14 protein-coding genes and 1 pseudogene are annotated in these 20,619 nt (G+C 57.6%); 12 read left to right on the top strand and 3 right to left on the bottom strand.

Annotated features, from left to right (window positions below; genetic code table 11):
• Positions 1-172: 172 nt before the first annotated feature.
• Positions 173-1,462 carry a citrate synthase gene (gene gltA / locus TX23_RS20145; protein WP_005786568.1) on the bottom strand — a complete coding sequence of 430 codons (1,290 nt, stop codon included), beginning with the start codon at positions 1,460-1,462 and terminating at the stop codon, positions 173-175.
• Between the two features lie 365 nt (positions 1,463-1,827).
• On the opposite strand from gltA, the gene sdhC reads away from it, so the two are divergent.
• The 11 genes from sdhC (at position 1,828) to TX23_RS20090 (ending at position 15,944) form a co-directional block, all read left to right on the top strand.
• Positions 1,828-2,202 carry a succinate dehydrogenase, cytochrome b556 subunit gene (gene sdhC, locus TX23_RS20140; RefSeq protein WP_003190005.1) on the top strand — a complete coding sequence of 125 codons (375 nt, stop codon included), beginning with the start codon at positions 1,828-1,830 and terminating at the stop codon, positions 2,200-2,202.
• On the top strand, positions 2,196-2,564 hold the full coding sequence (sdhD, locus tag TX23_RS20135) for a succinate dehydrogenase, hydrophobic membrane anchor protein (protein WP_003172805.1): 369 nt from the start codon (positions 2,196-2,198) through the stop codon (positions 2,562-2,564). Before sdhC ends, sdhD begins: the two co-directional genes overlap by 7 nt.
• Positions 2,565-2,567: 3 nt before the next feature.
• On the top strand, positions 2,568-4,340 hold the full coding sequence (gene sdhA / locus TX23_RS20130; protein WP_057703719.1) for a succinate dehydrogenase flavoprotein subunit: 1,773 nt from the start codon (positions 2,568-2,570) through the stop codon (positions 4,338-4,340).
• An 11-nt stretch (positions 4,341-4,351) separates the two neighbouring features.
• Positions 4,352-5,056: a succinate dehydrogenase iron-sulfur subunit gene (locus TX23_RS20125; RefSeq protein WP_005786573.1), complete on the top strand. Its 705-nt coding sequence runs from the start codon at positions 4,352-4,354 to the stop codon at positions 5,054-5,056.
• 261 nt (positions 5,057-5,317) lie between these two features.
• On the top strand, positions 5,318-8,149 hold the full coding sequence (locus TX23_RS20120) for a 2-oxoglutarate dehydrogenase E1 component (protein WP_057703718.1): 2,832 nt from the start codon (positions 5,318-5,320) through the stop codon (positions 8,147-8,149).
• A 44-nt stretch (positions 8,150-8,193) separates the two neighbouring features.
• Complete coding sequence (gene odhB / locus TX23_RS20115) at positions 8,194-9,417, top strand: 2-oxoglutarate dehydrogenase complex dihydrolipoyllysine-residue succinyltransferase (RefSeq protein ID WP_034127192.1); 1,224 nt, start codon at positions 8,194-8,196, stop codon at positions 9,415-9,417.
• A gap of 99 nt (positions 9,418-9,516) precedes the next feature.
• Positions 9,517-10,953, top strand: coding sequence for a dihydrolipoyl dehydrogenase (gene lpdA / locus TX23_RS20110; RefSeq protein ID WP_003190010.1), 1,437 nt, complete (start codon positions 9,517-9,519; stop codon positions 10,951-10,953).
• Between the two features lie 204 nt (positions 10,954-11,157).
• A complete protein-coding gene (gene sucC, locus TX23_RS20105; RefSeq protein WP_057703717.1) occupies positions 11,158-12,324 on the top strand; it encodes an ADP-forming succinate--CoA ligase subunit beta in 1,167 nt (388 codons plus the stop codon).
• Positions 12,324-13,205: a succinate--CoA ligase subunit alpha gene (gene sucD, locus TX23_RS20100; RefSeq protein ID WP_003172813.1), complete on the top strand. Its 882-nt coding sequence runs from the start codon at positions 12,324-12,326 to the stop codon at positions 13,203-13,205. The genes sucC and sucD overlap by 1 nt, the downstream gene beginning before the upstream one ends.
• Before the next feature lie 428 nt (positions 13,206-13,633).
• Positions 13,634-14,947 carry a branched-chain amino acid transport system II carrier protein gene (brnQ, locus tag TX23_RS20095; RefSeq protein WP_057703716.1) on the top strand — a complete coding sequence of 438 codons (1,314 nt, stop codon included), beginning with the start codon at positions 13,634-13,636 and terminating at the stop codon, positions 14,945-14,947.
• A gap of 256 nt (positions 14,948-15,203) precedes the next feature.
• Entirely contained in the window at positions 15,204-15,944 is a 741-nt protein-coding gene (locus TX23_RS20090; RefSeq protein ID WP_057703715.1) for a DUF599 domain-containing protein, read from the top strand.
• An 80-nt stretch (positions 15,945-16,024) separates the two neighbouring features.
• On the opposite strand, the gene TX23_RS20085 is transcribed toward TX23_RS20090, so the two are convergent.
• Positions 16,025-19,786: a dermonecrotic toxin domain-containing protein gene (locus tag TX23_RS20085; protein WP_057703714.1), complete on the bottom strand. Its 3,762-nt coding sequence runs from the start codon at positions 19,784-19,786 to the stop codon at positions 16,025-16,027.
• 221 nt (positions 19,787-20,007) lie between these two features.
• Here TX23_RS20085 and TX23_RS27865 point away from each other — a divergent pair.
• Positions 20,008-20,182 (top strand): annotated as a pseudogene (locus TX23_RS27865) (DUF599 domain-containing protein); the annotation flags it as partial.
• 83 nt (positions 20,183-20,265) lie between these two features.
• Here TX23_RS27865 and TX23_RS20080 read toward each other — a convergent pair.
• Positions 20,266-20,523, bottom strand: a complete 258-nt coding sequence (locus TX23_RS20080) for a hypothetical protein (protein WP_005786587.1) — start codon at positions 20,521-20,523, stop codon at positions 20,266-20,268.
• Positions 20,524-20,619: the final 96 nt, after the last annotated feature.

Raw genomic sequence — 20,619 nt, 5'->3', positions numbered from 1 at the left:
TTGCCTGAGCTGCCCTCATCGCGGGCAAGCCCGGCTCTCACACTGGACTTTTGTTGGAATGCGGTCTGATGTGGGAGCTGGCTTGCCTGCGATGGCGGTAGATCAGGCCACCCAAACAAAAACGGCCTCCACTAAGGGAGGCCGTTCTCAGTACAAACAAGCAGCTAAGTGCTTACTTGCGATCTTCCAGCTTGGTGATGTCACGCGACTCGTAGCCGGTGTACAGCTGGCGCGGGCGGCCAATCTTGTACGGGCTGGAGAGCATTTCTTTCCAGTGGGAGATCCAGCCCACGGTCCGCGCCAGGGCGAAGATCACGGTGAACATGCTGGTTGGAATGCCGATCGCCTTGAGGATGATCCCCGAGTAGAAGTCGACGTTCGGGTACAGCGAGCGTTCGATGAAGTACGGGTCGGTCAGGGCGATCTCTTCCAGGCGCATGGCCAGTTCGAGTTGCGGATCGTTCTTGATGCCCAGTTCCTTCAACACTTCGTCGCAGGTCTGCTTCATGACGGTAGCGCGCGGGTCGCGGTTCTTGTAGACCCGGTGACCGAAGCCCATCAGCTTGAACGGATCGTTCTTGTCCTTGGCCTTGGCGATGAAGGTGTCGATGTTGGACACATCGCCGATTTCATCGAGCATGGTCAACACGGCTTCGTTCGCACCGCCGTGGGCAGGGCCCCACAGTGCGGCGATACCGGCGGCGATACAGGCGAACGGGTTGGCACCCGAAGAACCGGCCAGGCGTACGGTAGAGGTGGAGGCGTTTTGCTCGTGGTCGGCGTGGAGGATGAAGATCCGGTCCATTGCCTTGGCCAGCACCGGGCTGATCGGTTTGATCTCGCACGGGGTGTTGAACATCATGTGCAGGAAGTTTTCCGCGTACGTCAGATCGTTGCGCGGGTACATCATGGGCTGGCCCATGGAGTACTTGTAAACCATTGCGGCCAGGGTCGGCATCTTGGCAACCAGGCGAATCGCGGAAATTTCGCGATGCTCGGCGTTATTGATGTCCAGGGAGTCGTGATAGAAGGCCGACAGGGCCCCGACCACACCGCACATGACGGCCATCGGGTGGGCGTCGCGACGGAAGCCGTTGAAGAAGGTCTTCAACTGCTCGTGAACCATGGTGTGGTTCTTCACGGTGCTGACGAACTGGGCCTTTTGCTCGGCTGTTGGCAATTCGCCATTTAGCAGCAGGTAGCAGGTTTCCAGGTAGTCCGACTTTTCAGCCAGTTGCTCGATCGGGTAGCCACGATGAAGCAGAATGCCATTGTCACCATCGATATAGGTGATCTTCGACTCGCAGGAAGCGGTCGACATGAAGCCTGGGTCGAAAGTAAAACGGCCCGTGGCCGTCAGGCCCCGTACGTCGATAACATCGGGACCAACGGTGCCGGTTAAAATGGGCAGCTCGACGGGGGCTGCGCCCTCGATGATCAACTGCGCTTTTTTGTCAGCCATGTGGCCTCCTATTTATGCTTCAAATCATCAGACAGACCCCCCACGCAGGGCCCGCACCACTATATTGATATAAATCCAGATGTCAATTTGCCTAAAGTCTTGCGCCAGAAGGCTTTAACCGTACTTTTTCGTCGAAATTGCCTGCCATTTACGCCTTTTATCCCGCCAGCGCAATCAGCTATTAGGGTGAGGTGTGCGCGTTGTCATTAGTAACCTAACTGTCTATACTCGGCCACCGACCGCCAAGGGCTTTTGGGCTTGCTTTCATTGGGGGTCGCACTCCCTGGGTGGTGCTTACCTGACCAGTCGCACTCCCCAACAACTTTGCCCTGATTGTTAGGGGCTCTTCAGTGTGAAAAAAAGCCGTGAATAGCCAACGACCTGTAAACCTAGACCTAAGGACCATCAAACTCCCCATCACCGGCGTTACGTCGTTCCTGCACCGTGTTTCCGGCATCATCCTGTTCCTGGGCTTGGGCATCATGCTTTATGCATTGAGCAAATCCCTGGGTTCCGAGGAAGGTTACGCCGAGGTGAAGGCATGCTTGACCAGCCCGCTGGCCAAGTTCGTAGCATGGGGCCTCCTGTCCTCTCTTCTGTATCACCTGGTAGCCGGTGTGCGCCACTTGATCATGGACATGGGCATCGGTGAGACGCTGGAAGGCGGCCGCCTGGGCTCGAAAATCATCATCGCCATTTCCGTGGTGCTGATCGTTCTGGCAGGAGTTTGGATATGGTAACCAGCGTAACGAATCTGTCGCGTTCGGGCCTCTATGACTGGATGGCACAGCGTGTGTCTGCGGTCGTTCTCGCGGCTTATTTCATTTTCCTGATCGGATACCTCGTCGCAAACCCGGGCATCGGCTATGAGCAATGGCACGGCCTGTTTTCCCACAATGCGATGCGAATCTTCAGTCTGCTGGCCCTTGTAGCCCTGGGCGCACACGCCTGGGTTGGCATGTGGACCATCGCGACCGACTACCTGACGCCGATGGCGCTGGGCAAGTCCGCGACTGCAGTACGTTTCCTCTTCCAGGCAGTATGCGGCGTTGCGATGTTCGCTTACTTCGTCTGGGGTGTGCAGATTCTTTGGGGTATCTGATTCATGGCTAACATTCCAACTATTTCATTCGACGCCATCATTATTGGTGGCGGCGGTGCGGGCATGCGCGCTGCGCTGCAGCTGGCTCAGGGCGGTCACAAGACTGCCGTGATCACCAAGGTGTTCCCGACGCGCTCGCACACCGTATCGGCCCAGGGTGGCATCACCTGCGCCATCGCCTCCGCCGACCCGAACGATGACTGGCGCTGGCACATGTACGATACCGTCAAGGGCTCCGACTACATCGGTGACCAGGACGCTATCGAATACATGTGTCAGGAAGGCCCGGCCGCGGTGTTCGAGCTGGACCACATGGGTCTGCCGTTCTCGCGTACCGAGCAAGGCCGTATCTACCAGCGTCCATTCGGCGGCCAGTCGAAGGACTACGGTAAAGGCGGGCAGGCTGCCCGTACCTGCGCTGCGTCCGACCGTACCGGTCACGCGCTGCTGCACACCCTTTATCAGGGCAACCTGAAAGCCGGTACCACGTTCCTGAACGAGTACTACGCGGTAGACCTGGTCAAGAACGCACAAGGCGAATTCGTCGGTGTGATCGCCATCTGCATCGAAACCGGTGAAACCACCTATATCCGCGCCAAGGCCACCGTGCTGGCGACCGGCGGTGCAGGTCGTATCTACGCCTCGACCACCAATGCCCTGATCAACACCGGTGACGGCGTCGGCATGGCACTGCGTGCTGGCGTACCGGTGCAAGACATCGAAATGTGGCAGTTCCACCCGACCGGCATCGCCGGCGCCGGTGTACTGGTGACCGAAGGTTGCCGTGGTGAAGGTGGTTACCTGATCAACAAGCACGGCGAGCGTTTCATGGAGCGTTATGCTCCGAACGCCAAAGACTTGGCGGGTCGTGACGTTGTGGCCCGCTCGATGGTTAAAGAAATCATCGCCGGTAACGGCTGTGGCCCCAATGGCGACCACGTACTGCTCAAGCTCGATCACCTGGGTGAAGAAGTGCTGCACAGCCGTCTGCCTGGTATTTGCGAGCTGTCCAAGACCTTTGCCCACGTTGACCCGGTAGTTGCTCCGGTTCCGGTGGTTCCGACCTGCCACTATATGATGGGCGGCGTGCCGACCAACATTCATGGCCAGGCAATCACCCAGAACGCCGACGGCGAAGACGAGATCATTCATGGTCTGTTCGCGGTAGGTGAAGTGGCTTGCGTATCGGTTCACGGTGCCAACCGTCTGGGCGGCAACTCGCTGCTCGACCTGGTGGTATTCGGCCGTGCGGCCGGCCTGCACCTTGAGAAGGCGCTGACTGACGGCATCGAATACGATGACGCCACCGACGCCAACATCGAAGCGGCCCTGGCGCGCCTGAACGCTCTGAACGAGCGCACGGATGGCGAAGACGTAGCAACCCTGCGTCGCGAGCTGCAAAACTGCATGCAGAACTACTTCGGTGTGTTCCGTACCGGCGAATACATGCAGAAGGGCATCGCCCAGCTGGCTGATCTGCGCAAGCGTATCGCCAACGTCAAGATCAACGATAAGAGCCAGGCGTTCAACACCGCTCGTATCGAAGCCCTTGAGCTGCAAAACCTGCTGGAAGTGGCTGAAGCGACGGCGATCGCCGCCGAGGTTCGTAAAGAATCCCGTGGTGCTCACGCTCGTGAAGACTTTGAAGATCGCGACGACGAAAACTGGTTGTGCCACACCCTGTACTTCCCGGGTGACAAGCGCGTAACCAAGCGTGCCGTGAACTTCTCGCCGAAGACGGTACCGACGTTTGAACCGAAGATTCGGACTTACTAAGGGTGGCTGCCATGTTGAAAGTCAGTGTTTATCGCTACAACCCTGATCAGGACGCCGCGCCGTTCATGCAGGAGTTCCAGGTCGATACCGGTGGTAAAGACCTGATGGTGCTGGATGTACTGGCACTGATCAAAGAGCAGGACGAAGGTTTCTCCTATCGTCGCTCTTGCCGTGAGGGCGTTTGCGGCTCCGACGGCATGAACATCAACGGCAAGAACGGCCTGGCGTGTATCACGCCGCTGTCTGCTGTTGTCAAAGGCAACAAGCTGATCGTTCGTCCTCTGCCAGGTTTGCCGGTTATCCGTGACCTGGTCGTCGATATGAGCATCTTCTACAAGCAATACGAGAAAGTTAAGCCGTTCTTGCAGAATGACACGCCGGCTCCGGCCATCGAGCGTCTGCAATCCCCGGAAGAGCGTGAAAAGCTCGACGGTCTGTACGAGTGCATTCTGTGCGCTTGCTGCTCGACGTCGTGCCCGTCCTTCTGGTGGAACCCGGACAAATTCCTGGGTCCAGCTGCGCTGCTGCAAGCGTACCGCTTCCTGGCAGACAGCCGCGACACCAAGACGTCCGAGCGTCTGGCTTCGCTGGATGACCCGTTCAGCGTATTCCGCTGCCGCGGGATCATGAACTGCGTCAACGTATGTCCCAAAGGCCTGAACCCGACTAAGGCCATTGGTCACATCCGTAACATGCTGCTGCACAGCGGCGTGTAACTGACGTTGTAGTAAAGCAGGACCGTTGTGCCCGTAAATGCTGCGGCGCAGGCTTCAACCGGCGCCGTAGTTTTAACTTGAGCAGCGACTTACAAAGCCGCGGCTCTTATTTTGAAGAAATGAGACAAGCAGGGGCATTCGGGTTGGTACCCGAACTATCAGCGTGATCCTAAGTGGCTTGTTTTGGTCGCTGCACTTGGCCTTTTGCAAGCAAACTCGGTGTTTTCGCCGGTGGTGTCCCCAAATCGAGGGTGACCAAGCATGCAAGAAAGCGTGATGCAGCGCATGTGGAACAGCGGCTATCTTTCAGGTGGTAACGCTGCCTATGTGGAAGAGCTTTATGAGCTCTACCTGCACGACCCTAACGCTGTGCCAGAAGAATGGCGCACCAAATTTCAGACGTTGTCTTCAGACGGCAACGCTGCCACCGATGTATCGCACGCAACAATTCGCGATCAGTTTGTGCTGCTGGCAAAGAACCAGCGCCGCGCCCAACCGGTTTCCGCCGGCAGCGTGAGCAGTGAGCACGAGAAGAAGCAAGTTGAAGTACTGCGACTGATCCAGGCCTACCGTATGCGTGGCCACCAGGCAGCCCAGCTTGACCCGCTGGGGCTGTGGCAGCGTCCTGCACCTGCAGACCTGTCGATCAATCATTACGGCTTGACCAATGCCGATCTTGATACGACCTTCCGTGCCGGCGACCTGTTCATCGGCAAAGAGGAAGCGAGCCTACGCGAAATTCACGAAGCGTTGCAGCAGACATATTGCCGCACCATCGGCGCTGAATTCACGCACATCACCGATTCCGAGCAGCGCCAGTGGTTCCAGCACCGCCTGGAAGGCGTGCGTGGGCGTCCGGTCTTGTCCGCCGATGTCCGCAGCCACTTGCTGGAGCGCGTGACCGCGGCCGAGGGCCTCGAAAAATACCTGGGTACCAAATACCCGGGCACCAAGCGTTTCGGCCTGGAAGGCGGCGAAAGCCTGATTCCGATGCTCGACGAGCTGATCCAGCGTTCCGGTTCCTACGGCACCAAGGAAATCGTGATCGGCATGGCTCACCGTGGTCGCCTGAACGTGTTGGTCAACACCTTCGGCAAGAACCCGCGCGAGCTGTTTGACGAGTTCGAAGGCAAGAAGAAGGTCGAGTTGGGTTCCGGTGACGTTAAATACCACCAGGGCTTCTCGTCCAACGTGATGACCACCGGCGGTGAAGTTCACCTGGCCATGGCGTTCAACCCATCCCACCTGGAAATCGTTTCGCCAGTGGTCGAGGGTTCGGTACGTGCACGCCAGGATCGTCGTAACGATTCTACCGGTGAGAAGGTTCTGCCGATTTCCATCCACGGTGACGCGGCATTCGCCGGTCAAGGCGTGGTCCTGGAAACGTTCCAGATGTCGCAGACTCGCGGCTTCAAGACCGGCGGTACCGTTCACATCGTCATCAACAACCAGGTCGGCTTCACCATCAGCAACCCGTTGGACGCGCGTTCCACCGAGTACGCCACCGACGTTGCCAAGATGATCCAGGCGCCGATCCTCCATGTGAATGGTGATGATCCGGAAGCCGTGCTGTTCGTGACCCAACTGGCTGTCGACTACCGCATGCAGTTCAAGCGTGACGTGGTGATCGACCTGGTTTGCTACCGTCGTCGCGGTCACAACGAAGCGGACGAGCCAAGCGGCACTCAGCCGTTGATGTACCAGCAGATCACCAAGCAGCGCACCACCCGTGAGCTGTACGCTGAAAGCCTGACCAAGGCCGGCGTGGTTGATGATGCGCGTGTTCAGGCGAAAGTCGATGAATACCGCAATGCGCTGGACAATGGCCTGCATGTAGTGAAAAGCCTGGTCAAGGAGCCGAACAAAGAGCTGTTCGTCGACTGGCGCCCGTACCTGGGCCACACCTGGACTGCACGTCACGATACATCCTTCGATTTGAAGACGTTGCAGGAACTGTCCGCCAAGCTGCTGGAAATTCCAGAAGGCTTCGTCGTACAGCGCCAGGTTGCGAAGATCTACGAAGACCGTCAGAAGATGCAAGCCGGCGGCCTGCCGATCAACTGGGGTTACGCCGAAACCATGGCGTACGCAACCCTGGCGTTCGAAGGTCACCCGATCCGCATGACCGGCCAGGACATCGGCCGCGGTACGTTCTCGCACCGCCATGCGGTATTGCACAACCAGAAAGACGCGGGCACCTACATCCCGCTGCAGAACCTGTACGAAGGCCAGCCACGTTTCGACCTGTACGATTCGTTCCTGTCCGAAGAAGCCGTACTGGCGTTCGAATACGGCTACTCCACCACCACGCCGAACGCGCTGGTGATCTGGGAAGCCCAGTTCGGCGACTTCGCCAACGGTGCCCAGGTGGTTATCGACCAGTTCATCACCAGCGGCGAGCACAAGTGGGGCCGCCTGTGCGGTCTGACCATGCTGCTGCCGCACGGTTATGAAGGCCAGGGCCCTGAGCACTCCTCGGCCCGTCTGGAGCGTTACCTGCAATTGTGCGCCGAGCACAACATTCAGGTATGCGTGCCAACGACCCCGGCACAGATTTACCACTTGCTGCGTCGTCAGGTGATCCGCCCGCTGCGCAAGCCGCTGGTGGTGCTGACGCCGAAGTCGCTGTTGCGTCACAAACTGGCCGTTTCGACCCTGGAAGATCTGGCCCAAGGTTCGTTCCAGACCGTGATTCCAGAGATCGATACACTGGACGCCGCCAAGGTCACTCGCCTGATCCTGTGCAGTGGCAAGGTCTACTACGATCTGTTGGAAAAACGCCGTGCCGAAGGCCGCGAAGACATCGCCATCGTGCGTATCGAGCAGCTTTACCCGTTCCCGGAAGATGACCTCATGGAGATCATCGCGCCTTACACCAACCTCACGAACGTAGTGTGGTGTCAGGAAGAACCGATGAACCAGGGCGCCTGGTACAGCAGCCAGCATCATCTGCGTCGCAGCATCGGCAACCACAACAAGGCCTTGGTCCTTGAGTACGCCGGTCGTGATGCTTCTGCTGCACCTGCGTGTGGCTATGCGTCGATGCACGCCGAGCAGCAGGAAAAACTGCTGCAAGATGCTTTCACTGTTTAACGCCTTCGCGCTGACTGAAACCGAATTTTAAGGACCTACAGATAATGGCTATCGAAATCAAAGCCCCGTCATTCCCGGAATCGGTTGCCGATGGCACCGTTGCCACCTGGCACAAGAAACCAGGCGAGGCCGTCAAGCGTGACGACCTGATCGTCGACATCGAGACTGACAAAGTCGTACTGGAAGTGTTGGCCGAAGCTGACGGCGTGCTGGGCGCGATCGTAGCTGAAGAGGGCGCTACTGTTCTGTCGAACCAGGTACTGGGTTCGATCGAAGAGGGCAGTGCTGCTGCCGCACCTGCTCCTGCCGCTGCTGCACCGGCTGCTTCGGCGCCTGCCGCTGCACCGGCAGCCGGTGGCGAAGATCCAATCGCTGCCCCGGCTGCGCGTCAACTGGCTGAAGAAAACGGCATCAACCTGGCCTCCATCAAGGGCACCGGCAAAGACGGCCGCGTGACCAAGGAAGACGTGGTTGCCGCCGTTGAAGCCAAGAAGAACGCTCCGGCTGCCGCACCTGCCAAGGCTGCTGCTCCTGCTGCCGCTGCGCCTGTGTTTGCCGCTGGCGACCGCACCGAGAAGCGCGTACCGATGACTCGCGTACGTGCCACCGTGGCCAAGCGCCTGGTTGAAGCGCAGTCGAACATGGCCATGCTGACCACGTTCAACGAAGTGGACATGACCGAAGTCATGGCCCTGCGTTCCAAATACAAGGATCTGTTCGAGAAGTCCCACAATGGCGTGCGCCTGGGCTTCATGTCGTTCTTCGTGAAAGCGGCCACCGAAGCGCTGAAACGCTTCCCGGCAGTCAACGCTTCCATCGACGGCGGCGACATCGTTTACCACGGCTATGCAGATATCGGCGTTGCCGTGTCCAGCGACCGTGGTCTGGTAGTTCCAGTGCTGCGTAACGCAGAGCTGATGAGCCTGGCTGAAATCGAAGGCGGCATCGCCGGCTTCGGCAAGAAAGCCCGTGACGGCAAGCTGACCATCGACGAGATGACCGGCGGTACCTTCACCATCACTAACGGTGGTACCTTCGGTTCGATGATGTCGACGCCGATCGTCAACCCACCGCAAGCCGCGATCCTGGGCATGCACAACATCATCCAGCGTCCGATGGCCATCAACGGCCAGGTCGTGATCCGCCCAATGATGTACCTGGCATTGTCTTACGATCACCGCCTGATCGATGGTAAAGAAGCCGTGACGTTCCTGGTGACCATCAAGAACCTGCTGGAAGACCCGGCTCGCCTGCTCCTGGACATCTGATAGAAGCAGCTGCAGGTTGCGAGCTACAAGCTGTAGGAAAAAGCAGCTTGGCTTGCAGCCTGTGGCTAGAAGCTTGTCGCAAATAGAGGATCTATTTTCATGACACAGAAATTTGACGTTGTAGTGATTGGTGCAGGCCCTGGCGGCTATGTTGCCGCCATCAAGGCTGCGCAACTGGGCCTCTCGACTGCTTGCATCGAAAAGTACACCGATAAGGAAGGCAAGCTGGCGCTGGGCGGTACCTGCCTGAACGTTGGTTGCATTCCTTCCAAGGCGCTGCTGGACAGCTCCTGGAAATTTCACGAAGCCCAAGACGGCTTCGCGATCCACGGCATCAACCATGCTGGCGTGACCATGGACGTGCCAGCAATGGTCGGCCGTAAAGCCAACATCGTCAAAGGCCTGACTTCCGGCGTTGCCACCTTGTTCAAGGCCAACGGCGTTACTTCGATTCAAGGCCACGGCAAGCTGCTGGCCGGCAAGAAAGTTGAAGTCACCAAACCGGACGGTTCGGTTGAAGTCATCGAAGCTGAAAACGTGATCCTGGCACCCGGCTCGCGTCCAATCGACATTCCGCCTGCTCCAGTTGATAACAACGTGATCGTTGATTCGACCGGCGCCCTGGAATTCCAGGCTGTGCCTAAGCGCCTGGGCGTGATCGGCGCTGGCGTCATCGGTCTGGAACTGGGCTCGGTATGGTCCCGTCTGGGCGCTGAAGTCACTGTGCTGGAAGCCCTGGATACGTTCCTGCTGGCGGCCGACACTGCCGTCTCCAAGGAAGCGCTGAAAACCCTGACCAAACAAGGTCTGGACATCAAGCTCGGCGCCCGTGTTACCGGTTCCAAGGTCAACGGCGAAGAAGTCGTGGTGACCTACACCGATAAAGACGGCGAGCAGACCATCACCTTCGACAAGCTGATCGTTGCCGTTGGTCGCCGTCCAGTGACCAATGACCTGTTGGCTTCCGACAGCGGCGTGAACATCGACGAGCGTGGCTTCATCCACGTTGATGATCACTGCGCGACCACCGTACCGGGCGTTTATGCGATCGGCGACGTGGTTCGTGGCATGATGCTGGCCCACAAGGCTTCCGAAGAAGGCATCATGGTTGTTGAGCGCATCAAGGGTCACAAGACCCAGATGAACTACGACCTGATCCCATCGGTTATTTACACCCACCCGGAAATTGCATGGGTCGGCAAGAACGAACAGCAGTTGAAAGCTGAAGGCGTTGAAGTTAACGTCGGCACCTTCCCGTTTGCCGCTTCCGGCCGTGCCATGGCAGCCAACGACACCGGTGGTTTTGTCAAAGTCATCGCTGATGCCAAGACTGACCGCGTATTGGGCGTCCACGTGATTGGCCCAAGCGCTGCAGAACTGGTTCAGCAAGGCGCGATTGGTATGGAATTCGGCACCAGTGCCGAGGACCTGGGTATGATGGTCTTCTCCCATCCGACCCTGTCCGAAGCGTTGCACGAAGCAGCGTTGGCAGTGAATGGCGGCGCCATCCACATCGCCAACCGCAAGAAGCGCTAAGCGAGATAATAAGAAACCACGGCGGAGTTGCCCGTCGTGAGCCTTGCGCGCAAGACTCACCGCGGAATATCCGCTGGACGCAGCCTTGCGCAGCTTTACGGGCCATAAGCCCCGCAAGTTGCGCGAGCAGCAGTCACAGGTGGCGCGGCACTCATAATGAGCGCAGCGCCGAATGCGCAGTACCTAACGAAGACGGTAAAAAGCATGAATCTTCACGAGTATCAGGGTAAGCAGCTGTTCGCTGAATACGGCCTGCCAGTTTCCAAGGGCTACGCAGTAGACACCCCGGAAGCAGCAGCAGAAGCTTGCGACAAAATCGGCGGCAGCGAGTGGGTTGTCAAAGCCCAGGTCCACGCCGGTGGTCGCGGTAAAGCGGGCGGCGTTAAGCTGGTTCGCAGCAAAGAAGACGCCAAGGCCTTCGCACAGCAGTGGCTGGGCAAGCGTCTGGTGACTTACCAGACTGACGCCAATGGCCAGCCAGTCACCAAGATCCTGGTTGAATCGTGCACTGATATCGCTAAAGAGCTGTACCTGGGCGCTGTCGTTGACCGTTCGAGCCGTCGCATCGTGTTCATGGCTTCCACCGAAGGTGGCGTGGACATCGAGAAGATCGCTCACGAAACCCCAGAAAAAATTCTGAAGGCCACTATCGATCCACTGGTTGGCGCACAGCCATTCCAGGGTCGTGAACTGGCGTTCCAGCTGGGTCTGGAAGGCAAACAAGTTGCCCAGTTCGCCAAGATCTTCGTAGGTCTGGCCAAACTGTTCCAGGATCACGATCTGGCCCTGCTGGAAGTGAACCCGCTGGTGATCAAGGAAGACGGCGACCTGCATTGCCTCGATGCCAAGATCAACATCGATGCCAACGCCATGTACCGTCAGCCTAAGCTGAAGACTTTCCACGATCCGTCGCAAGACGATCCGCGCGAAGCGCACGCTGCCAAGTTCGAACTGAACTACGTAGCTCTGGAAGGCAACATCGGCTGCATGGTTAACGGTGCCGGTCTGGCCATGGGTACCATGGACATCGTCAACCTGCATGGCGGCAAGCCAGCCAACTTCCTCGACGTAGGTGGTGGCGCTACCAAGGAACGCGTTACCGAAGCGTTCAAGATCATCCTGTCCGACTCCAACGTCGCCGCAGTACTGGTCAACATCTTCGGCGGCATCGTTCGTTGCGACATGATTGCCGAAGGCATCATCGGTGCAGTGAAAGAAGTCGGCGTTAAAATCCCGGTTGTTGTTCGCCTTGAAGGTAACAACGCTGAACTGGGCGCTAAAGTACTGGCAGAAAGCGGTTTGAACATTATCGCGGCTACCAGCCTGACCGACGCTGCTCAACAAGTTGTCAAAGCTGCGGAGGGCAAGTAATGAGCGTCCTGATCAATAAAGACACCAAAGTTATCTGCCAGGGTATTACCGGTTCGCAAGGTAGTTTCCACACCCAGCAAGCCATCGAATACGGCACCAAGATGGTTGGCGGCGTAACCCCGGGCAAAGGCGGCACCGAGCACCTGGGCCTGCCCGTGTTCAACACCGTGAAAGACGCTGTAGCTGCCACTGGCGCCACCGCCAGTGTGATCTACGTTCCAGCTCCTTTCTGCAAGGATTCGATCCTGGAAGCGGCATTCGGCGGCATCAAGCTGATCGTTTGCATCACCGAAGGCATTCCTACCCTGGACATGCTGGACGCTAAAGTTAAGTGCGACGAGCTGGGCGTAGTCCTGATCGGCCCTAACTGCCCAGGCGTGATCACCCCAGGCGAATGCAAGATCGGCATCATGCCAGGTCACATTCACTTGCCAGGTAAAGTCGGTATCGTTTCCCGTTCCGGCACCCTGACCTACGAAGCTGTGAAGCAGACCACTGACGCCGGTTTCGGTCAGTCGACTTGCGTCGGCATCGGCGGTGACCCGATCCCAGGCTCCAACTTCATCGACATCCTGAAGCTGTTCCAGGAAGACCCGAAGACCGAAGCGATCGTGATGATCGGTGAGATCGGCGGTTCGGCTGAAGAAGAAGCGGCTGCCTACATCAAGGCACACGTGACCAAGCCGGTTGTTTCCTACATCGCTGGTGTGACTGCCCCTGCGGGCAAGCGCATGGGCCATGCTGGCGCAATCATCTCTGGCGGCAAAGGCACTGCAGACGAGAAATTCGCTGCACTGCAAGACGCAGGCGTTAAAACCGTGCGTTCGCTGGCAGACATCGGCAAGGCCCTGGCCGAGCTGACCGGTTGGGCTGTCAAGTAAGCCTCGCGCTTAGCTGACGCTTTACCACACAAAGGCCACCTTCGGGTGGCCTTTGTGCATTCTGGATATAGCCAGATTGACGAATGTGCTCGGTTCAAGATGGGAGCTGGCTTGCCTGCGATACAGACACCTCGGTGCATCAGCCAAACCGAGTCGATGCCATCGCAGGCAAGCCAGCTCCCACAGGGTTCTGTATTGCCCAATTAAGTATGAAAACGCGACATTCAAATGTCGCTTATCGGACAGTTCGCCCCGCAACAGTGCGTTTGTCAGCCTGATTCTGTACTCTAGCCGCCTCTTTATGCGTCCGCATCCCAAAAGGAAGCTGCGCGCTAGACCGGTCGGTCCCCATAAGGGCCGGCAGCATTTCCCTCATCCATAGGGAAGCCCTCTCTAAATTCCGATTCAGTAGTGTGGTATTTCCTCAAATGAAAGTGTTGAAAAGCCAGGATATCCTGGCGCTGGGCTTTATGACCTTTGCCCTGTTCGTGGGCGCCGGCAACATCATCTTCCCGCCTATCGTGGGTTTGCAGTCCGGGCCGCATGTGTGGATGGCGGCGCTGGGCTTTCTGATCACCGCGGTCGGTTTGCCGGTGGTCACCGTGATCGCCCTGGCCAAGGTCGGTGGTGGCATGGACGCGCTGAGCAGCCCGATTGGCAAGATTGCCGGTGGCCTGCTGGCGGCAGCGGCCTACCTGGCAGTGGGCCCGCTGTTTGCGACCCCACGCACCGCAACAGTATCGTTTGAAGTGGGCCTGGCGCCCTTGACCGGTGAAAGCCCGTTGGCGCTGTTCCTCTACAGCTCGGTGTATTTCCTGGTGGTGTTCTTTGTCTCCCTGTACCCGGGTCGACTGCTGGACACCGTGGGCCGTTTCCTGGCACCGCTGAAAATCATTGCCCTGGCCATCCTCGGCATCGCCGCGTTTGCCTTGCCCGCCGGTGAGGTGGGCGTCGCCACGCCGGAATACGTTGCAGCACCGTTCTCACAAGGCTTTATCAATGGTTACCTGACCATGGATACCCTGGGCGCGCTGGTGTTCGGCATCGTGATCGTCAACGCGATCCGTTCCCGTGGCGTCGAGTCGCCCAAGCTGATCACCCGTTACGCGATCATTGCCGGGCTGATTGCCGGCGTGGGCCTGGCACTGGTGTACGTCAGCCTGTTCCGTCTGGGTTCCGGCAGCCATGCCGTGGCCGCCGGTGCCAGTAACGGCGCTGCCGTACTGCACGCTTACGTGCAACACACATTCGGCTCCCTGGGCAGCGGCTTCCTCGCTGTGCTGATCTCGTTGGCGTGCCTGGTGACCGCCGTCGGCCTGACCTGCGCCTGCGCCGAGTACTTCAGCAAGGTCCTGCCGCTGTCCTACAAGACCCTGGTCGTGATTCTGGCGTTATTCTCGCTGTTTGTGTCCAACCTGGGCCTGACCAAGCTGATCGCGTTCTCGATTCCGGTGCTGACCGCGATCTACCCACCGTGCATCGTGTTGGTGGCTTTGAGCTTCTGCAAAGGGTTCTGGCAGGAACAGGGCCGTATCGTCGGCCCGGTGATGCTGGTGTCGTTCATCTTTGGCTGCATCGACGCACTCAAGGGCGCAGGCCTGGCGGGTTGGATGCCTACACAGTTGGCCAACTTGCCGCTGAGCGAACAAGGTTTGGCGTGGCTGGTACCATCGCTGATGACGTTGGTGGTGGCTGTGGTGATTGACCGTATGCTGGGCAAGCGTAGCGAAGCCATCGCGTAACGCGCGGTTCGGGCTGTACTGAAATGCCCCGTATCAAACGATACGGGGCATTTTTTTTGAGTCGATGGCAGTGTCTTTTTTTTGGGGATGGCGTCAAAAATCTCAAGTTGAAAACACCGGTCGGTGTGGGAGCTGGCTTGCCTGCGATGGCGGTACATCGGTTGGCGCGGTGGTGACTGCAAAGACGCTATCGCAGGCAAGCCAGCTCCCACATTTGGACCGTGTCGGCCCTATCATCCTGTGTACAAGGACCCGCATGTCGTTCGTCGAAACCAATCAAGTCCATCTGCTTGCCGCGCTCTGGTTCATCTTGTGCTGGGGTGGCTACACCCGTTACGCAACGTGGAAGGCCCGGGACACGGCGTGCCTGGCCAGTGTGTTGCACCTGTACCGGGAAGACTGGATGCGCCGCATGTTGTTGCGCGATAACCGCATCGCCGATGCCAGCGTGATCGGCAACCTGGAGCGTAATGCCTCGTTCTTTGCCTCCAGTACTTTGATCATCCTCGCCGGTATTCTCACTGTGCTCGGTGCTTCCGAGCGGGCGGTATCGTTGCTGGCGGACATTCCCATGGTGCAGCAGGCGTCCCAGGGCATGTCGGAGGTCAAGTTGCTGTGCCTGGCCCTGGTATTTGTTTATGCGTTTTTTACTTTCAGCTGGTGCATGCGTCAGTACAACTTCGCGGCGGTGCTGGTGGGCTCGGCGCCGATGATTGGTGAACGACATGTGTCGGAGCAGGAGCGCAATGCATTTGCCTTGCGGGCGGCGCGGGTGATTTCGATGGCGGCCAACCAGTTCAACTTCGGCCTGCGTGCTTATTACTTCGGCATGACCATGCTGGCCTGGTTTGTCAGCCCCTGGTTGTTCATGTTGATGAGCAGCGGGGTGGTGTTGGTGCTTTATCGCCGCGAGTTTCACTCCGACGTCTTGCAGGTGATGGTGTATACCCCGACCAATATGCTGGCAGTCGACGCTGTAAAAGAGGGCGCATCGTAGCGCTGGCAGCAAATTCCAGACAAAGAAAAGCCCGCTTAATCAGCGGGCTTTCTTTTTGCTGCCAAGCCAGGTTGGCTGTTTCAGGGTATCGGGAACTTGCTCTTTGTCGAATCCACTCCCATGTTCTTCAAATATTCCTGGGCGGGCCTCAAATCGCTTTTTTTGGGTAGATAGTGTCCAGAGACATTGGAAAGGTGGAATTTCCCGAAGGCGTCTTTCCTTATGTAGCCTGCGCTGACTACCTTTTCTGATTGGCCACTGCCGGCGCCGATTTCCGCGATGGCAGGATGTGATAACCATTTTGGCGGTGCATTTTTGTCGATAGTACCGATGATCAGTTGGTTGTCTTGAGTGAAGACGAACTTGCTGACTGTATCGGGTTTCAACACAACCTTCAGGTCGTCCGGCTTTGTGATGCGAACCAGTTCCGCTCGGGCCGCTCGGGGGTTCAATGCCGCTCCGGCCAGATGCATCTCGGCGTTCAGGTCACGAGCCCTGGTATTGACCAGCACTGCAAGTGGTTTTCGAATGGGCGGCTCTATTCGCCAACTGCCGGAGGTGGAAGAGCTGCTTGCAGGCACTAGGTTTTCCGCGGAGGAGGCAGAATGAGGCTGCGGTAGAGGTTCTAGCGTTTGAGGTAGTTTGGCGCCTCCCGGCAAACCGGTTAGCACCCATTCGCCGTTCCCTTTGTTCAAAAGCGTAGCCACCCGACGCTTTGTCTCGGGGTTTATAACGTTTACAAATCCTGATTCGAATTTGAACGCTGGGCTTATTTGGTAGACCCTGCTCACGTCTGAGTTATCGGTGTAACGGATCAACCATTTGTCACCGACTTGTTGTGGCCCGGTGGCGCTGAGCGGTTTTCCTGCCAGTAGCTGATTATCCAGTGCGTGCGCGGCGAGGTCGCCACGGTTCTGTACAGGGTGGGCCGGGTTTGGCAATTGGGTCGGGGTGCTTGAGGGGCGGCCCGCCGATATCGACGTACCCGGAACCGGTACGACGTGACCGCTTGGCGTACCCGTTGTACCTGCCGTGATTGCCAGTCGCTGTTGGAGCGTGCGCCCAGGGGTTCTGAACACCGGGCGCAACGGGGGCCTTTTGAGTAAAGGGATACCCGACGCAGCCATGGCGAAGTCGCTGTACACCGCCCCCCATTGTCCCGGTCGGGTGAGGAGCTTGGGCAGGCTTCGTCCGGATGTACGCAACGTTCTTAGCGCAGCCTTGGAGAGCCTTTGGGTGGCTGACATACCAGCGTTGACCGGGATGAGGCTTAGAACGAATTGGGCTATATCTGCGGCGAACATTAATTTGTTGGCTGTGGATCGGGCCGATACGTCTGCGCTGGGTGTCATCCCAACCAATGCTCTCCCTCTGAGTAACCCCACCTCCTGCATATACAGGTTTTCAGTGATGCTATCTTTGAACGGCTTCAGCCGGATGCCCGCTTCATGGTCGGCCGCGAATTTCTTGAGCCACGTGCCGAGCCCAGGCAAAAACAGGGTGTCGTGAATATTATCTCGATCAACAGGTGATACCCGCTGATCCATGTAGGTCATCCACTCGGGCGTGTTCAGCAGCGTGTTAAGTTGATCCTCGTCCACAATTTCTCTGAAGGGACGTCCGTCGGGAGCATCCGGACTGTACAGCACCAGCGAGGGATGGTTGGTCGGTTTGATGACCATCATGCCCTGGACGGGTTTGCCGTTCAGGACCACGCTATGCGAGACGATGGAGGCACCATTCACGATTGGCCAGGTGGTGGAGTCGCTATGCTCAAGTGTCGCTTCGATCCACTGCTCGGCGATTTTTTGCCTGTTCAGATAGGCATCGGGGTCCAGGCTGGTGATGAACGCGTCCTTGGCCATCCTTGCCTTCAGATGGTTTTTCCACGCGTCGGGCAGCACCCTGGCTTCGTCGGAGGTGGCAGTGGGGCTGAGTTTGTCATCCAGTAGTTTGAGGTATTTGCCGCCCACATCGGTTTGGCTGATCAGGTCCTCGAGAAACGGCTTATCCAGGGTAAGCAGGTATTGTCCGTTGGCACTTACGACGCGAGCGGCCCAGGTGCTGGTCGGCGAGTTTTCATGCCATGGCGTTGTGTTCATGAGCGCCAGGTCGGTCAGCGACCGGGTGTGGATCTGCGGCTTTGGTGCGTTTGCGGTACCTAAAAGGCCGCGATTGCTCGACTGCTGTGTGGTCATCTGAACCATCACGTGGTCAAGGTCTATTTCCTCGTGCCGGTAGCGGTCCGGCAGCTTGGCTTTCAACGCCTGGGCCAGCAACTGTTTGGCGAAAATGTTCGGGTCCGGGATGTTTGCCAATAGCCCTTGTAAGTGCGTAAGGCTTGTATCCTGTGCTTCCTCCAGCTCCCTATAGCTCGTTTCTTGTTGGGGAGTCAGTTCTTTAAGCCATTGGGGTTGCAGTTTGTTGTGCAGTTGTTCATTGCGTGCGAGCAGGGCATTACTGCCATCGAAATGCAGTGAAAGATCCGCTGCATCATTGATGGTTTCGACAGTTTGGGCGCAGAGCAACGACGGTGTGCGAGAGGAGCCAGTTTCGGCTTGCGCCTGGGCGAACCCGGCCTGCATGGTTTCATTGACCTCGTCAGCCTGTCGCTGCAACAACTGGGGAAAGGTTTGTGCCACGACGTCGCCGCAGACGGGGGCGAATCCCAGCATTAAATCATCACCCCACGGAGGGTTTCGACTGTGCTCTACCGACACCGGCAGACTTTTGAGTAGCAGGTTGGCCTTCTCGTCATCATTATCGATCCTCTGCATCAATGCCTCGCGGGCTTCGCCAGGGCTCGCGAATTCCTCGAAACCGTCCCCGGGGGTATAAAGCACTACAGGCCCGGTGGTGTCATCCAGCCCGATATTACGGGTGTCACTTGCGCTGTAAGGTGCCTCGGGTGACGAGCCGTCGCTGCGAGTGATAAGAAAACAACCGGCTAAAATTGCGCCATTGGCGGAGCTGTCATCTACCCGGACCGGATACACCCCCGGACGATCCCCAGCGGGAAGTTCGCGCTCGCGTGCTTCAAGGGTGGGGTACTGAAAGGCGGTGTCGATCAGCTTTTTGCCAGCCTCGCTGAGGGTTCCGTCTTCAACCCGCAGGGCTGCCTCGGTGGAAAGCATCTGCCGGTGCAGGGCAAGCAGTTGGGCTGAACGTGATGGCTGCTTGGGGGAGCCTCCGGGTGATCTTTTCCAGTAGCTACTGAGCGCCTCTGGAAAGCGGGTTGCGATATCGTGTGCAAGCGTCAGCAGGGACCCCTGATGCTCCAACCTGGTTTGGGGAGCACCCGCAGGCCCGTCAATGTAAAAGCCCGTTTGCATATCGGCACTGTGCTCTTGCGTGTTGGGCGTGCCAGTGACGGCGTTTATGTGGACTTGCGCGACCTTTTCGAGCAATGCCTGCGATAAGGTTTGCGTGGAAATCAACACGGGCTCTGCCGGCGGCTGTTTTCGATAGGTGTTGACGTGGATAATGTTCGGGTCGATTGATGTGAGCTGGGGAAAGGCTTTTTTCAACTGAGCCTGGGTAAAGCGTTGGAATGTCATCTGCTGACTGAGCAAATCAATAATTTTCTGGTTGTACGCCTGGTGCTGTTCAATCAATTGGGATTGCGCGGCGACTGCGTTCGGCCCTGTATCAGTGGCAACAACTGGTTTTATGCCAGCTACTTGGATTTTGATCCGATCATCCGGGTCTAGTCCCAACGGCTTGGGCTGAGGGTGGTGCGATAAAGGTGGCTGTTGCGTGGTCGATTCAGAGGCTGTGCCCACGGACAGTTGGATCGCTTGCGGCGCAGGTGTTTGGCTGACAGAGAGAGAAGTTGAGCGCATTTAACATCCTAAGGATAGATATGCAGTTCCTTCCGCCTGAGAAATGATCAAGGCTTCGTGCCTTGGGGCCAACTAAGTGAGTGGAGGCGTCCTATTGGTTCCAGGGCCGAACTTATGTACATCTGGAAACAGGAATTCTCATAAAAGACAGGTAGTACGGCCGGGGTTTTGATATTTGTTGCGCAACTCACCGGGCTCACATTTAGAAGGACCCGTATGTCGCGGCGGTGCTGGTGGGCTCGGCGACGATGATTGGTGAACGGCATGTGTCGGAGCAGGAGCGCAATGCATTTGCCCTGCGGGCGCCGCGAGTTTCACTCCGACGTCTTGCAGGTGATGGTGTATACCCCGACCAATATGCAAGCCTCGGAGGCTGCAAAAGAGAGTGTTTCTTGATCGCCGGATAAAACAGCAGGCAAAGAAAAGCCCGCTTTATAAGCGGGCTATCTTTTGCAGCACTACAGCTTCACACCCGGCAATTACTGCTTGGCAGGTTCTGCAGGGGCGGCAGGTGCAGCTTCTTTTGCAGCTTCGGCGTTCGATTCAGCCTGAGCTTTGGCAGCTTCGGCGTTTTCTTTCGCAGCGTCGTTCACTTTATCCTGTGCTTTAGCCATGTCTTGCTGTGCTTGCTCAGAGTGTGCAGCGGCATCTTGGGCTTTGTCTTCGGATTTCTTGTCGCAGGCAGCCAGACCGAGTGCAGCGGCCAGCATCATGGAAATAGCTAATGTCTTGCGCATGGGTGTTTCTCCTTATTGAAGATATCTACTGGCCTTTCGAACCCAAGGGGCCAGCATTAGTTCCTTATGTCCCACAGATATATAGCATGTTTCGTA

Source organism: Pseudomonas paralactis (genome assembly GCF_001439735.1).
GTDB classification, from domain to species: Bacteria; Pseudomonadota; Gammaproteobacteria; order Pseudomonadales; family Pseudomonadaceae; genus Aquipseudomonas; species Aquipseudomonas paralactis.
This window is presented reverse-complemented; position numbering and strand designations above follow the sequence as displayed.